General features: G+C 55.6%; 12 protein-coding genes. 6 read left to right on the top strand and 6 right to left on the bottom strand.

What is annotated here, in order from left to right; translation table 11 throughout:
• Positions 1-82 precede the first annotated feature (82 nt).
• Positions 83-2,920 carry a DNA gyrase subunit A gene (gene gyrA / locus QQX03_RS07655; protein WP_285975165.1) on the top strand — a complete coding sequence of 946 codons (2,838 nt, stop codon included), beginning with the start codon at positions 83-85 and terminating at the stop codon, positions 2,918-2,920.
• The gene (locus QQX03_RS07650) at positions 2,917-3,750 is read left to right on the top strand and encodes a TauD/TfdA dioxygenase family protein (RefSeq protein ID WP_285975164.1); all 834 of its coding nucleotides are present in this window, start codon (positions 2,917-2,919) and stop codon (positions 3,748-3,750) included. The genes gyrA and QQX03_RS07650 overlap by 4 nt, the downstream gene beginning before the upstream one ends.
• Positions 3,751-3,755: 5 nt before the next feature.
• Here the strand turns inward: QQX03_RS07650 and QQX03_RS07645 are convergent, their stop codons facing one another.
• Positions 3,756-4,418 (bottom strand): lysoplasmalogenase family protein, encoded by a 663-nt coding sequence (locus tag QQX03_RS07645; RefSeq protein ID WP_285975163.1) that lies wholly within the window; start codon positions 4,416-4,418, stop codon positions 3,756-3,758.
• A gap of 68 nt (positions 4,419-4,486) precedes the next feature.
• Between QQX03_RS07645 and trmFO the strand changes: the two genes are divergently transcribed.
• A complete protein-coding gene (trmFO, locus tag QQX03_RS07640; RefSeq protein WP_285975162.1) occupies positions 4,487-5,854 on the top strand; it encodes a methylenetetrahydrofolate--tRNA-(uracil(54)-C(5))-methyltransferase (FADH(2)-oxidizing) TrmFO in 1,368 nt (455 codons plus the stop codon).
• Between the two features lie 461 nt (positions 5,855-6,315).
• Here the strand turns inward: trmFO and QQX03_RS07630 are convergent, their stop codons facing one another.
• Entirely contained in the window at positions 6,316-6,975 is a 660-nt protein-coding gene (locus QQX03_RS07630; RefSeq protein ID WP_285975161.1) for a hypothetical protein, read from the bottom strand.
• A gap of 190 nt (positions 6,976-7,165) precedes the next feature.
• On the opposite strand from QQX03_RS07630, the gene QQX03_RS07625 reads away from it, so the two are divergent.
• The 3 genes from QQX03_RS07625 to QQX03_RS07615 are packed head-to-tail and all read left to right on the top strand — an operon-like array spanning position 7,166 to position 9,437.
• Positions 7,166-8,551: a pilus assembly protein TadG-related protein gene (locus tag QQX03_RS07625; protein ID WP_285975160.1), complete on the top strand. Its 1,386-nt coding sequence runs from the start codon at positions 7,166-7,168 to the stop codon at positions 8,549-8,551.
• Between the two features lie 2 nt (positions 8,552-8,553).
• The gene (locus QQX03_RS07620; protein ID WP_285975159.1) at positions 8,554-9,009 is read left to right on the top strand and encodes a TadE/TadG family type IV pilus assembly protein; all 456 of its coding nucleotides are present in this window, start codon (positions 8,554-8,556) and stop codon (positions 9,007-9,009) included.
• Entirely contained in the window at positions 9,006-9,437 is a 432-nt protein-coding gene (locus QQX03_RS07615) for a TadE/TadG family type IV pilus assembly protein (RefSeq protein ID WP_285975158.1), read from the top strand. The genes QQX03_RS07620 and QQX03_RS07615 overlap by 4 nt, the downstream gene beginning before the upstream one ends.
• Positions 9,438-9,499: 62 nt before the next feature.
• Here QQX03_RS07615 and QQX03_RS07610 read toward each other — a convergent pair whose 3' ends face one another.
• The 4 genes from QQX03_RS07610 to QQX03_RS07595 form a co-directional block, all read right to left on the bottom strand.
• Positions 9,500-10,858, bottom strand: a complete 1,359-nt coding sequence (locus QQX03_RS07610; protein WP_285975157.1) for a pyruvate dehydrogenase complex E1 component subunit beta — start codon at positions 10,856-10,858, stop codon at positions 9,500-9,502.
• Positions 10,859-10,861: 3 nt separating this feature from the next.
• Positions 10,862-11,953 (bottom strand): pyruvate dehydrogenase (acetyl-transferring) E1 component subunit alpha, encoded by a 1,092-nt coding sequence (gene pdhA, locus QQX03_RS07605; RefSeq protein WP_285975156.1) that lies wholly within the window; start codon positions 11,951-11,953, stop codon positions 10,862-10,864.
• 124 nt (positions 11,954-12,077) lie between these two features.
• Complete coding sequence (locus QQX03_RS07600) at positions 12,078-12,377, bottom strand: FtsB family cell division protein (protein ID WP_285975155.1); 300 nt, start codon at positions 12,375-12,377, stop codon at positions 12,078-12,080.
• A gap of 69 nt (positions 12,378-12,446) precedes the next feature.
• Positions 12,447-13,604, bottom strand: coding sequence for an acyl-CoA dehydrogenase family protein (locus QQX03_RS07595; RefSeq protein WP_285975154.1), 1,158 nt, complete (start codon positions 13,602-13,604; stop codon positions 12,447-12,449).
• Positions 13,605-13,796 lie beyond the last annotated feature (192 nt).

The raw sequence follows: 13,796 nt of genomic DNA, 5'->3' as shown, positions 1-13,796 counted from the left end.
TAAACTGGCGGAAAATGGTCCGAAAGCCTACATTCGACACTCATTGACCGCTGGAGACCAGCCTAGCTAGAACGGATACGCTTTGAGCGACGAAACCGATACAATTTCCGCACCACAACCATCAGGTGAGTTTGAACGAGTCGACATCGTCGACGAAATGAAAACGAGCTATCTTGATTATGCAATGAGCGTAATCGTGAGCCGCGCCCTACCAGATGTGCGCGATGGCTTGAAACCGGTTCACCGCCGCATCCTTTTCGCCTGCAAGGAAGGTGGCTTTGTTGCCGGCCGCCCTTATCGCAAGAGTGCGAAAATCGTTGGTGACGTGATGGGTAATTATCACCCACATGGGGACTCCGCGATTTACGATGCCCTCGCCCGGATGACGCAGGATTGGTCGCTGCGCGTTCCATTGATCGATGGCCAAGGTAACTTTGGCTCCATGGATCCAGATCCCCCTGCGAGCATGCGCTATACCGAAGCGCGGCTGGCGCGGGTGGCGAACACGCTGCTAGATGATCTGGATAAGGATACAGTCAATTTCGCGGATAACTATGATGGTTCGCTGAAGGAGCCACAGGTTCTCCCTGCGCGTTTCCCTAACCTGCTGGTCAATGGCGCAGGGGGTATCGCCGTTGGTATGGCGACCAATGTGCCGCCGCACAATCTGGGTGAAGTGATCGATGGTTGCTTTGCCTTTCTCGACAATCCGGCGATCACATCAGAAGAACTGATCGAATACATTCCGGGACCCGATTTTCCAACAGCCCCGCTGATACTTGGCCAGTCAGGCGCCAGATCGGCCTATACGACCGGACGCGGCTCCATCCTGATGCGTGCACGGCACGAGATCGAGACCGGCCGGAACGACAAGCAGTCTATCGTCCTGACTTCGATGCCATACCAGGTCGGTAAATCGGGCCTGGTAGAAAAGATTGCCGAAGCGGCGAAAGAGAAGCGTATCGAGGGCATATCGGACATTCGCGATGAAAGTTCGCGCGAAGGTGTGCGCGTCGTTATTGATTTGAAGCGAGACGCATCTCCGGAAGTCGTGCTCAATCAGATCTGGCGCTTCACGCCGGCTCAATCGAGCTTCCCTGCAAACATGCTCGCCATTCGTGGCGGACGCCCTGAAACGCTTGCCCTTCGCGACATAATCCAGGCCTTCATATCCTTCCGTGAAGAGGTCATTACTCGCCGGACAAAATACGAACTCAATAAGGCGCGCGAACGTGCGCACACCTTGCTTGGTCTGGTTGTCGCGGTTTCCAATCTGGACGAGGTGGTGGCGATCATTCGCGGTGCGCCAAACCCTGCAACGGCGCGCGAACGTTTACTCGCCAAGGAATGGCCGATCGGCGACATCGCGCAATACATCCGCCTGATTGAATCAATCGAGCCCACTGCCGATCAAGAAGGTGGCACTTACAATCTTTCAGAACGTCAAGTGAAGGCGATCCTGGACCTGCGCCTGCATCGTCTTACCGCATTGGGCCGGGATGAAATTGGTGAAGAGCTCAAGGAACTTTCGATCGCCATTGAAGAGTATCTCTCGATCCTTGCCGACCGCGTAAAGCTCTACGGGGTATTGCGCGAGGAACTGGAGGAAATCCGCAATACCTACGCCACCCCGCGCGTGTCGGAAATTGGGCCTGCCTGGGATGGTGTTGAAGATGAAGACCTGATCGAGCGCGACGAGATGGTCGTGACGGTCACGCATAGCGGATACATCAAGCGTACACCGCTCGACACGTTCCGCGCGCAAGCTCGCGGCGGCAAGGGCCGCAGCGGGATGGCCACGAAGGATGAAGATGCTGTTGTCGAGATGTTCGTCACAAGCACGCACAATCCGGTGCTGTTCTTTACAAACACCGGCCGTGTATATCGTTTGAAGGTCTGGAAACTGCCCGAAGGTGGACCACAGACCAAGGGTCGCCCAATGGTGAATCTCCTGCCGTTGGGCGATGACGAACGCGTCACCAATGTGTTGGCCTTGCCAGAGGATGAAAGCGAGTGGAACAAGCTCAACATTGTCTTCGCCACCGAGCAAGGAATGGTACGACGCAACTCGATGGATGCGTTCACCAACGTGCCCACCAATGGCAAATACGCCATGGGCTTTGTTGAAGGCAGCGGTGACAATTTGATCGGAGTCGAATTGCTGACCGAGGATCAGGAAATCTTCCTTGCGTCCGATTCCGGCAAGGCTATCCGGTTTTCCGCCACTGATGCGCGCGAGACGAAGAGCCGCACCGGCATCGGCGTGCGCGGAATGAAGCTGAAGGACGGTCAGAAAGTCGTATCAATGGCTGTGCTGGATGCGGGTGAGCGCGACACCGAAGTTCGCGATGCCTATCTGCGAGCAGCGGCGTGGAAGAAAAACGATGCCGAGCCTTCACTAGACGGGGAGAAAGTCGCGGAAATGGCCGAGAATGAAGAGTTCATTCTCACGCTGACATCGCGCGGTTACGGAAAAATCTCTTCCGCCTACGAATATCGCACCATTGGCCGGGGCGGTATGGGCCTGACCAATATTGGTGAACCTTCGGACAAGAACCGCAATGGTTCTGTCGTCGCGAGTTTCCCGGTGAAGCATGGCTCTCAACTGATGCTGGTCACCGATCAGGCCAAACTTATCCGCTTGCCGGTTGACTTCCGCCACATGATTGAAAGCGGGTTTGAGAACCACTCTGGCTACTCGGTATCTGGGCGTAGCTCATCTGGCGTACGCATATTCAATGTCTCGAAGGACGAACAGATCGTCGGAGCGGCGCTGATCGACGAGACTGAAGAGCCTGAAAATGAGGTTGAAGAAACTATCGTCGAGGAAATGGTCGAACGGCGCGGCGACGGTGATGTAACAACGCCGCCAACCACGCTGCATTCGCATAAGGATATCGCAGGCGACAGCGAAGAATGAGTTTGACAGTTAGTCCGTCAGGTCAATCATGCGGTGCGACTGTCACCGGGGTTGATTTGTCGGGAGAACTAACCGCAAAGCTCATTGCCGATATTCGGGCCGCCTGGTTGCAGCACAAAGTGCTCGCCTTTGCCGGCCAACAGATGGACGATGACGCACTAGAACGCTTTACCATTGCAATGGGCGGCTTTGGCGAAGACCCTTTCTTTGCGCCAATCGAGGGTCGGCAGAATATCGCCGCTATCCTGCGCGAAGCTGATGAAACATCGCCACTGTTTGCCGAAAACTGGCATAGTGACTGGAGTTTTCTGGCAGAGCCCCCATCCGGCACCTGCTTGCTGGCCGTGGATATTCCGCCAACGGGCGGTGACACGCTATTCGCCAACCAGATCGCGGCGTTCAATGCACTTACCCCTGAACGACAGGAGTTTCTTCGGGCTCTAACCGCCATCCATTCCGCTCAGCTCGCTTATGCGCCGGATGGTTCGTATGGCGAGAAAGACACCGGCCGAAGCATGGACATTCGGCCAGATGAAAGCGCCCGTGCAACGCAAACACACTCATTGGTGCAAAGACACCCTGAAACCGGTGAAGAGGCGCTGTATTCCACGCTCGGTTACATCATCGGTATTGAAGGAATGGATCAAGCGGATGCGATCGCTCTCCTGTCAGAGCTAGCCCAGTGGCAATCGCGCGACGAGTTCGTTTATCGCCATCGCTGGGAGCCGGACATGCTGGTCATGTGGGATAATCGGAGCGTGCTACACAAGGCGACCGGCGGCTATGAAGGCCATCGGCGTGAATTGCACCGAACGACGATTGCCGCCTAGGCAGGCTAGGCGGCCTTTTCGCGCCCCGGATGCTCTCCGCCCAGTGTCTGCACCACACCAGTTGCGATCATGAACTGTCCAGCGAAGTAAAGCGGCCAGATCAGGTAATGCGGCAGATCGCCCAGATCGAATGCGCCCAAGCGACTGAAAATGACAAAGTCCGAGATTACGAATAGCACAGCACCGATGCCAACGCGGTACCGCGGAAAGCGGCTCATCCACGCGCACGCCGCCATTCCGCCCAGCGACAGCCCATAGAGTGCCACCATCAAATCGCCGCTCAACAGCCAGCTGATCGCGGGTGTTGCGAGCAGCAATACAACCGCCAATGCTTTCTGCAAGCTAACAGGATTGTCGCGCGGATTGCGTAAATAGAGCCAGCTCGCGAGAACATGGGAGACAAAGAAAAGCCCGCCGCCGAGCGCGATATCGAACTCGATGCCCATGTCACCCAGTGCGCTAAACAGCATCACCACCGCGAGGATTTGCGCATCCGGGCCAAACCCGCGCCGCATCGCATAGAATGCGAGACAGGCCACCCCCATGCCTTTCAGCACGATCAGCCACACTTCCCCGATCGGATTGTCGCGCAAAAAGTAATAGGCAACCGCAGCAATCAAGCTGGCCAGCAACCAAGGGCGACGATTGATCAAAGCGCGTTTTGGCATGCAAACTCCCCTTGGCGACACTGCTAGGGCTTGATGGGGTGCAACTGCAAGTCTAACTGCGCGACACAATGACTTTCGATGTGCACATTATCGGCGGCGGCCTCGCGGGAAGCGAAGCGGCCTGGCAGCTAGCAAAGCGCGGTTTCAGGGTGCGTTTGTCCGAGATGCGCGGGTCAGGAGAAATGACACCTGCGCACCAGACTGATGGCCTGGCGGAGCTTGTCTGCTCTAACAGTTTCCGGTCCGATGATGATGAAAAAAACGCTGTTGGCCTGCTGCACCATGAAATGCGGGAACTGGATTCGATCATTATGCGTGCCGGGGAGATGGCGCGCGTCCCTGCTGGTAGCGCGATGGCCGTCGACCGGGATGCCTTCAGCAATGAAGTGACGCGCATATTGGCCGAACATCCGAGAATCAAGATCGTGCGCGAACGTGTCGACACTCTGCCCGATGCCGGCATGACCATTGTTTCGACCGGTCCGCTGACTGCGCAAGAGCTGGCTCAGAATATCGTGAAAGCCACAGGGCAAGAGCGCTTGGCGTTCTTTGATGCCATTGCACCGATTATTCATCGCGGCAGCATTGATATGTCTAAATGCTGGATACAGAGTCGTTGGAACAAGCGAACCGAAGCCAGCAATGAAAATGGCGATTACATCAACTGTCCGATGACAAAGGAACAGTACCTCGCCTTCCATCAGGGCTTAATTGATGCAGAGAAGACCGAATTTCGCGAATGGGAGAAGGACACGCCCTATTTCGAAGGCTGCATGCCAATTGAAGTCATGGCTGAGCGCGGGGTCGAAACGCTTCGCTATGGTCCAATGAAGGGTGTTGGCCTCGACAATCCTTACGATACCAATGAAGAGCACCCGCAGGGGCGCTGGCCCTATGCAGTTGTGCAACTGCGTCAGGACAACAAGCTCGGCACGCTATGGAATATGGTCGGTTTCCAGACGAAGCTGAAATATGGCGCACAGGTGGAGCTGTTCCGTACCATCCCTGGATTGGAAAACGCGGAGTTTGCAAGACTTGGCGGGCTGCATCGCAACACATTCCTGAATTCACCACTCGTGCTTGATCGGCAGCTTCGGCTGAGGGAGGCACCCCATATCCGCTTTGCCGGACAGGTCACCGGCTGCGAAGGATATGTCGAAAGCTCTGCTGTGGGGCTGATTGCGGGCATTATGACGGCTTGCGAACTTTCCGGGCGCGAGTGGTCCGCCCTGCCCGCGACGACTGCCATGGGAGCCCTGCTTAGCCATATTACAGGCGATGCAGAGGCAGAGACATTCCAGCCCATGAATGTGAATTTTGGTCTATTCCCGCCGCTGCATGATGTGAAGAAGAAGCAGCGAAAAGAGGCCTATACATCACGGGCCAAGGCCAAATTAACCGATTGGATCAGGTCAAACGAAGCTGCAACTGCGTAGCGTTTAGCATCGGCAGGACGACCGCTTCAAGCGGCGTTTTGATGCGGTTGTTGCGAATTCCTTCATTGCAACTTGCCGTCCCCATCAGCATCGTCCCCTTCGAACTTCTCTGCGGTAGCCACGGCCCATTCTTCGAAGGCGAGCAAATTGTTGCCGGCCAAATCGAGCTTACGAAAGCCCTAGCTGCGGGTGGACAGCATTTCATTGCGCGAAATGCACCAATCGCGAGTGCGGTTGTAAAGAAAGAAGCGTCGCTGCTCTCTCGTAAGCTCGCTGGCCTCAGGTGTAGTTGGCCCCGTCATCTCACCCGGATTTGAGACAGGCAATTCATCGGGATTTTAGCGTGCTTCTTCCGCCTCGGCCTTTCCTTGCCACCAGTAAAGGCCAATTGTCGCCATGATAAGCCCAATATCACTCGACTCCTTACTTCTTCCTCTAAATTAAAAGGAGGCTATACGAAACTACTTTCCAATTAAACCCGCACGTAATGCAGCCAAGGCCGCACCTCTGCCCACCATCAACGGATGGCCACCGCGCCTGATAGAACGCCGAGAAAGTGCGGTTAGCACTGCAAGTGCTCTGGGCATTGATCCGGTTGGAGTATTCACGCTCAACTCGGCGCGGGCCAGTTCAAGTATCAGCTCTCGTTCTGTCTGATCAGAAACATGCGCGGCTGTATTCGCAAGCGCCCATAGTGAGCCTGCTTGTTGCGCCCGCTTTGCTAAACCTTCGTGCGCGCATCCGAAGGCTTGAGCCAGGGGTCTGGCGCGACCTTGGGCAAACTGTGACAGAATATCGGCTGTGAGCTCTTCTGCAATCAGGAAGACCTCCCAGGCATCTGCCAAAGGTTGAAGCAGCTGCGCATCCCCTCCCCAGCTTGCCCCGATTGCGTCCAGCACAACGTCACCCGCTGGGCGGTCCCTCGCCGAAGCCAATAACATGTCGCGCCACCAGGCTATCCGCATCTGTCCCAGCAAAGATTCGCTAGAGTTTGCGACGATCTGTCCCAAACGGCGATCCAAAGCAAAGAATGACGCGAGCTTCGGCCGAATGTCCGGCTTGGCATAATTCAGCGCCACCCGTTCGGCATCACCAATTTCGGCTTCAAGGTCGCTTGTCATGGGCAGCCCTAGTGCCGGAGCCGCGTGACGTGTCAACCTTTGAAGATCGCAGAATCCGTAAGTTTGCGGAGAAATGAGCGCTGATTCAGTAGCCCTTCATTAACCACACAAGTGAACGAACCGCATACCTACTGCGCGCTAAAGACTAACCAATGCAGCCAATTCAGGTTCTGCGAAAGGAATAGACGCCATGGGTGTGTTGAAGAAATTCAGCCGGAAACTGCGCCGCAGCACGAGCGGCAATGCCGCAATTCTCTTTGCGCTGGGGATGCCAGCCCTGATGGGGGGCGCAGGCCTGGCTGTAGACACCGCGCAATGGTATTTGTGGCAGCGCGAATTGCAATTCGCAGCAGACCAGGCCGCCTTGGCCGGCGCATGGGCACGCGGCAATGGCGACACCGGTACAATCTATATCACTCGCGCCAATCAGGAATTCTCCGACAATTTGTCAATCATCGCTAACAATGGCGCGACGCACGCGGCTAGCCTGGCCGATTGGGGCGCTGGTACACAGAACAGCGTGATCGTACGCGCAGAGGTTGTGGCTGACCTGCCGTTTGCAAGCTTTGTTATGGGGCGATCCACTACCATTCGTGTCAACGCACAAGCAACGTTTGAGCGAACAGATGAATACACTGCCTGCCTGATGGCGCTCCACCCTACCGCTGGCAGTGCAATGTGGTTTAATGGTGGCCCAACAGTCGACGCGGCTTGCGGTGTCGCTTCACTGTCTACGTCGGACACCTCGATCCGTACCAACGGAAGCAGCCGCGCACAAAACATCAACACCGTCGCGTCTGCTGGCGGTATCGACGATGGTATGGGTGCCTTTGCTAACGCCAGCACGATCGAGAATTTCGACGGCCTGAATGATCCGTATTCAGGTCTCACCCCGCCGGACAATCCCACCCCGCGGACGTTGTCATGCGGGTCATCTGGTTTGAACTACACAGGAGATGGTTTTGATAATGGCGATCAACCATTATCGATTCCAAAAAAAATCTATACCAAATTCCCGAGAAAAACATGCAAGGCGCTACCGGGAACTTACACCGATTTAGAGATCGGCGGCAATGCCAACCTAACTAGCGGGATCTACGTGATCGATGGTGGTCGGTTGAAACTTAATGGTGGCAATCAGCTGACCGGAACCGGGGTGATGTTCGTGCTGAAGAACGGCGCGCAGCTAGACATCAACGGTGGAGCAGACGTGTTTCTGTCACCGATGAGCGCATTGCAACTTGTGGCATTGGGCATTCCGGCGGATGATGCTGCCCGTATGGAGAACATGCTGATCTTCGAAGATCCGAACTCTCCGGGCAACTCGGGAAGCAAGCTCACCGGCGCTACCAACTTTACCAACTTTACCAACTTTGACATCAATGGCGTGATTTACATGCCCAAAAGTGAATTGAAACTGGCTGGTAACATCCAGGCAACCGCCAATTGCATGATGGTGATGTCATCGAAGGTGCAAGTAGCAGGTACAGCTGATCTGACCACGCTTTGCCCGATTGGCGAGACACACAGCGTGGTCGTCGGCAATGGTGGCACACGCGTAAGGTTGGTGGGGTGATCATGCTAAGCAAGCTTGCCAAGACATTCGCTAATAGCGAGCGCGGAAGCGTAGCAATTGAAACCGCGTTCATCCTGCCAATCCTGGCTACGATGACCCTTGGTGGCCTGGAGGTGAGCAGCATCGTCTCGCGTCAGGCCGAGCTTCAGACATCGATGGCAGAGGCTGCGGCGGTGGTCGTTGCACGCCCGCCGGCAGAAGCGAGCGATCGCGCCACGCTTGAAGCGATTATCGAGGCTTCGGCAGGTCTTCCTGCTGATCAAGTTTTAATGCAGCTGCACTATCGTTGTGATACGGCAACCACCTTGGAAGCCAATGCAAGCAGTTGCGGTACGACTGCGGTGGTGTCGGAATTCATTATCATCACAATGACTGACACCTACACTCCGGCATGGACAGATTTCGGAATTGGTGGCCCGGTGAACTTCAACATTACGAGGCGGGTGCAGATCTCATGAGCAGAACATCCGGAAATCTCGTCATGGACCAGTCTGGTTCGACCATTGTCGAATTCGCTATTCTGGCACCTGCCATTATCGGCCTGCTGTTTGGTGTCTTCCAGGTTGGAATCGGCATGCAGGCGCAAAATGCGCTGCGATCAATCGCTCAGGAAACCTCTCGCTTTGCCGTTGTGGAATACCAAAAGGGTAACGAGATCACCGATGCGACGATCGAAACCTGGGCAGAGACCGCCGCAGCAACCGCGCCCTATCTGCTCAACAACACTTTCGACGCGACGGTGACAAGCGTTCCGACGCCACGAGTCGCCGGAACATTCGAGAAGACCATCACGCTGACCTACACCCCGCCTGCGGTTGTACCTCTGGTAAACTGGGTGTCGCCGCAGCTTACATTCTCTCGCCCGATCATCGTGCTTGACGAGTAAGGGTGCATCAAAAAATTAGCGTCAAAGCGGGGGGCCACAGTGCCCGCCGTTTTCGTTGCGGACTAGGCCTTGTAACAAACCTTCTTGACTGCTGCGACGATGCGCGGAGCGTCAATAAACGCAAGCTTCTCCAGGTTTGCCGCATAAGGCAGCGGGACATCCTCATCGCATACACGCAAGACCGGCGCGTCTAGATGATCGAAGCCATCCTCCATGCAAACCGCCATCACTTCAGACGCGATTGAGCAAGTTGGCCAGCCCTCCTCAGCAATCACGAGGCGGTTTGTTTTGGCGAGCGAAGTCAGGATTGCTTCCCGGTCCAGCGGACGCAAAGTGCGCAGGTCGATCACTTCTGCATCGATGCCTTCTTCGGCCAGCGTCTCCGCGGCTTCCAGCGCGAGCCCGACCCCGATTGAGTAGCTGACGATTGTAACGTCGCTGCCTTCGCGCATGATGCGCGCCTTGCCGATGGGCAGGACATATTCGTCAACGTCGGGCACATCGAAGCTGCGACCATAGACCAGCTCGTTTTCGAGGAAGACAACAGGGTCCTCGCTGCGGATTGCTGCTTTCATCAGGCCTTTCGCATCTGCACTGTCATATGGTGCAATCACGATCAGGCCCGGCACGCTGGCATACCACGGGCCATAGTTCTGGCTGTGTTGGGCGCCAACCCGGCTGGCTGCGCCATTCGGGCCGCGGAATACGATTGGACAGCGCATCTGGCCGCCAGACATATAGTTTGTTTTCGCGGCTGAATTGATGATGTGATCAATCGCCTGCATCGCGAAGTTGAAGGTCATGAACTCGACAATTGGGCGCAATCCACCCATAGCCGCGCCGGTTCCAATGCCTGCAAAGCCATATTCTGTAATTGGCGTGTCGATCACGCGCTTCGGGCCAAATTCGTCGAGCAGTCCTTGCGTAACCTTATAGGCACCCTGGTACTCGGCGACTTCTTCACCCATCACAAAGACGCGATCGTCGCGGCGCATCTCTTCTGCCATCCCATCACGCAGCGCTTCGCGTACCGAAACTTGGGAGAAGCTCGTGCCTTCGGGGATCGAAGGATCAGCTTTTGGTGTCGTAACCGGCTTCGAAGGAGCAGCTGACGGTGCTGGCGCAGGCGCGACGACAGGAGCGGCAGCCGAAGGTGTTTCCGAAGCGCTCGCCTCGTCACCTTCGCCTTCGAGCTCGGCAATTACAGTACCGACAGCGACATTCTCGGTGCCTTCCGCGACGAGGATCTTCGTGATCACACCATCGTCAATGGCTTCAAATTCCATCGTTGCCTTATCGGTCTCGATCTCTGCAATGATGTCGCCAGCTTCGATCGTATCACCAACCTTCTTCAGCCATTTGGTGAGCGTGCCCTCCTCCATAGTCGGAGAAAGCGCGGGCATCTTGAGTTCGATCGCCATGGCTCAATACTCCTCCACCAAAACATCGGTGTAGAGTTCAGATGCATCCGGCTCTGGCGAAGTTTCGGCAAAGTCCGCGCTCTCTGCAACGCGGGCCCGGATTGCCTTGTCGATGGCTTTCAAGTCTTCCTCTGTCTTCCCTTTTTCGAGAAGGACTTTCTTGAGCCCTTCGATGGGATCGCGATTGTCGCGCATACCCTGCACCTCTTCGCGGCTACGATACTTCGCAGGGTCAGACATTGAATGGCCGCGGTAACGATAGGTATTGCACTCAATCAGCACGGGGCCGCCGCCTTCGCGCACGTGCTTGAATGCGATTTCGGCCGCGCTACGCACTTGGAGCACGTCCATACCATTCACGTCCATCCCGGGAATACGGAATGCTGTACCGCGCCGGTGAAATTCGGTTTCCGCGCTAGAGCGTGCAGTGCTGGTGCCCATGGCATACTGATTGTTCTCTACCACAAACACGATCGGCAAATTCCAAAGGGACGCCATGTTGAAGGTCTCATAGACCTGTCCTTGGTTGGCCGCGCCATCGCCAAAATACGCCAGGCACAAACCGCCATCCTCTTTGTATTTGTGCGCCAAGGCGAGCCCGCCGCCGAGCGACACCTGTGCCCCGACAATGCCATGGCCGCCATAGAATTTGTGCTCGGTGCTGAACATATGCATCGAGCCGCCCTTCCCCTTCGATATACCAGCCTGACGTCCGGTCAGCTCTGCCATAATGACGTTGGGATCGATGCCATACGCAAGCATATGTCCATGATCGCGATAGCCGGTGATCACGCTGTCGCGATCATTGTCGAGCGCGCTTTGGAGGCCAATCGCAACCGCTTCCTGCCCGATATACAAGTGACAAAACCCGCCGATCAGGCCGAGACCATATAGCTGCCCGGCCTTCTCCTCAAACCGGCGAATAAGAAGCATTTGCTCATAGAATGTCAGCAATTCCTCGTCGCTGGCATCGTATTTCAGGTTCTTCTCATGCGCTTCCTGAAGCGAATGCAGAACGAAATCGCCGTCGTCCGAAGCTGGAGATTTAGCAGACGCATTCTGCGCCTTTTTCGCCGCTTTAGCCAAAGCTCTCATCCTTGTTTATTGTTCTTCCCCGGAGAGGTGGGTTGCGCGCATGATATAGGCGCAAGCCGCACGGTTACGCAACGTCAAGCGCGCATCTGCGCATACGAAATCATCAGTTTGAATTGCGCCGCGATTACTCTTGATCGAGCGTTATGACGATCTCATCCGGGTGAACAACATTCATGTTCTCCCGCAACAGTTCGCCGACCAGATCAGGGTCCGCTCCATCCGGGTGAAGCCGGTCGACTTTGTTCTTGAGCATGTCCCGCTTGGCTTGCGTTTCCGCAATGTGAGCCTTGCGTTGTTCCAGCAGCTCTTCACTCTCGTTCCAAGCCAACAGTCCTGTCGGACCCGCAATCGCAAAACTCGCAATGACCAGCAGTGCCGCAAGAGCCAAGCCCTGCCTCAATTGCTCTTTTGGTGGTTTGCGCATTTTGCCCCGTCCTCGTCAAAGCCACAGAATCATAGTTAACTGCCGCTTGCAAGTAGTTTGTGTCACAAATCAGTATGAACGCGGCAGTCCGAGTACATGTTCGGACAAGTATGACAGGATGAGATTGGTCGATATGGGCGCAACTGTGTAGAGCCGCGCTTCGCGAAACTTGCGCTCCACATCATATTCTTCAGCGAATCCAAACCCGCCAAGGGTCTGCACACACATGTCAGCCGCGGCCCAGCTCGCCTCCGATGCAAGCAGCTTTGCCATATTCGCCTCTTCGCCCGCATTGCCGCCCTGATCATAAACATCCGCCGCATGGTGCACCATCAATTCGGCCGCGCGCATTTGCGCGTAGCAGCGCGCGATCGGAAATTGCACGCCTTGATTCTGGCCGATCGGGCGGCCGAAAACTTCGCGCTCATTGGCGTAGCCCTTCGCTTTTTCAATGAACCATTTGGCATCGCCGATGCATTCAGCAGCGATCAAAACGCGCTCTGCGTTCATGCCGGACAGGATATAGCGGAAGCCCTTGCCTTCTTCCCCAATCAGCGCGCCTGCCGGGATACGCATATCGTCGAAGAACACCTCGCAGGATGAATGGTTCATCATCGTGCGGATGGGCTTGATCGTCATTCCCTTGCCCACAACTTCCCGCATATCGACCAGGAAGATCGACAGTCCCTCGGTTCGCTTTTCCACTTCCTCTCGCGGAGTTGTCCTAGCTAGCAAGAGCATCAGATCGGAATGCTCTGCACGGCTTGTCCAGATCTTCTGGCCGTTGATCACATATTCATCACCGTCTTTGGTAGCTCGAGTCTTGAGCGAAAGTGTATCTGTTCCACTGGTTGGCTCGGAAACGCCAAACGCCTGAAGGCGTAACTCACCATTGGCGATCTTGGGCAGGTATTCGGCCTTTTGCGCGTCACTCCCATACCGAAGCAGCGTGTTCATGATATACATTTGCGCATGGGCCGCACCGCCATTGCAACCTGAAGCCTGGATCTCTTCCATAATGACCGATGCCGCATCAAGTTTTAGGCCACTGCCCCCAAATTCCTCCGGAATCAGCGCTGCCAGAAACCCAGATCTGGTGAGCGCATCGACAAACTCGGCCGGGTAATCCCGCGTTCGATCCTTGTCGCGCCAATATTCGCCGGGAAACTCTTCACATAACGCACGCACCGCGCGCCGGATTTCAGTCAGTTCTTCGCTTTCCTGCATCACTGCTGGATTTCCCTATTTGAAGTTGCTTGCGCTGATTGCCCAAGTGCGCGCGCCAAGTCCACCTGATCAAGTTGATAGACTTGCGCAATCTGAACTTTGGGACCATTACCCTCGCGCTATCCATTGGCTTGGTAAGCAAAGAGGGAAAACTCAAATATGCTCAATCAGATCGATTATCAGGTCACGGCG

Source organism: Altererythrobacter rubellus (assembly GCF_030284385.1).
Taxonomy (GTDB): Bacteria; Pseudomonadota; Alphaproteobacteria; order Sphingomonadales; family Sphingomonadaceae; genus Erythrobacter; species Erythrobacter rubellus.
Note: the sequence above shows the minus strand (reverse complement) of the source record. Positions and strands in the feature narration are given on the sequence as shown.

Bases quoted from the DNA above. Each gene is read 5' to 3' on its own strand.
- QQX03_RS07650 (WP_285975164.1), top strand. From the start codon at position 2,917: ATGAGTTTGACAGTTAGTCCGTCAGGTCAATCATGCGGTGCGACTGTC.
- QQX03_RS07645 (WP_285975163.1), bottom strand. From the start codon at position 4,418: ATGCCAAAACGCGCTTTGATCAATCGTCGCCCTTGGTTGCTGGCCAGC.
- trmFO (WP_285975162.1), top strand. From the start codon at position 4,487: ATGACTTTCGATGTGCACATTATCGGCGGCGGCCTCGCGGGAAGCGAA.
- QQX03_RS07630 (WP_285975161.1), bottom strand. From the start codon at position 6,975: ATGACAAGCGACCTTGAAGCCGAAATTGGTGATGCCGAACGGGTGGCG.
- QQX03_RS07625 (WP_285975160.1), top strand. From the start codon at position 7,166: ATGGGTGTGTTGAAGAAATTCAGCCGGAAACTGCGCCGCAGCACGAGC.
- QQX03_RS07620 (WP_285975159.1), top strand. From the start codon at position 8,554: ATGCTAAGCAAGCTTGCCAAGACATTCGCTAATAGCGAGCGCGGAAGC.
- QQX03_RS07615 (WP_285975158.1), top strand. From the start codon at position 9,006: ATGAGCAGAACATCCGGAAATCTCGTCATGGACCAGTCTGGTTCGACC.
- QQX03_RS07610 (WP_285975157.1), bottom strand. From the start codon at position 10,858: ATGGCGATCGAACTCAAGATGCCCGCGCTTTCTCCGACTATGGAGGAG.
- pdhA (WP_285975156.1), bottom strand. From the start codon at position 11,953: ATGAGAGCTTTGGCTAAAGCGGCGAAAAAGGCGCAGAATGCGTCTGCT.
- QQX03_RS07600 (WP_285975155.1), bottom strand. From the start codon at position 12,377: ATGCGCAAACCACCAAAAGAGCAATTGAGGCAGGGCTTGGCTCTTGCG.
- QQX03_RS07595 (WP_285975154.1), bottom strand. From the start codon at position 13,604: ATGCAGGAAAGCGAAGAACTGACTGAAATCCGGCGCGCGGTGCGTGCG.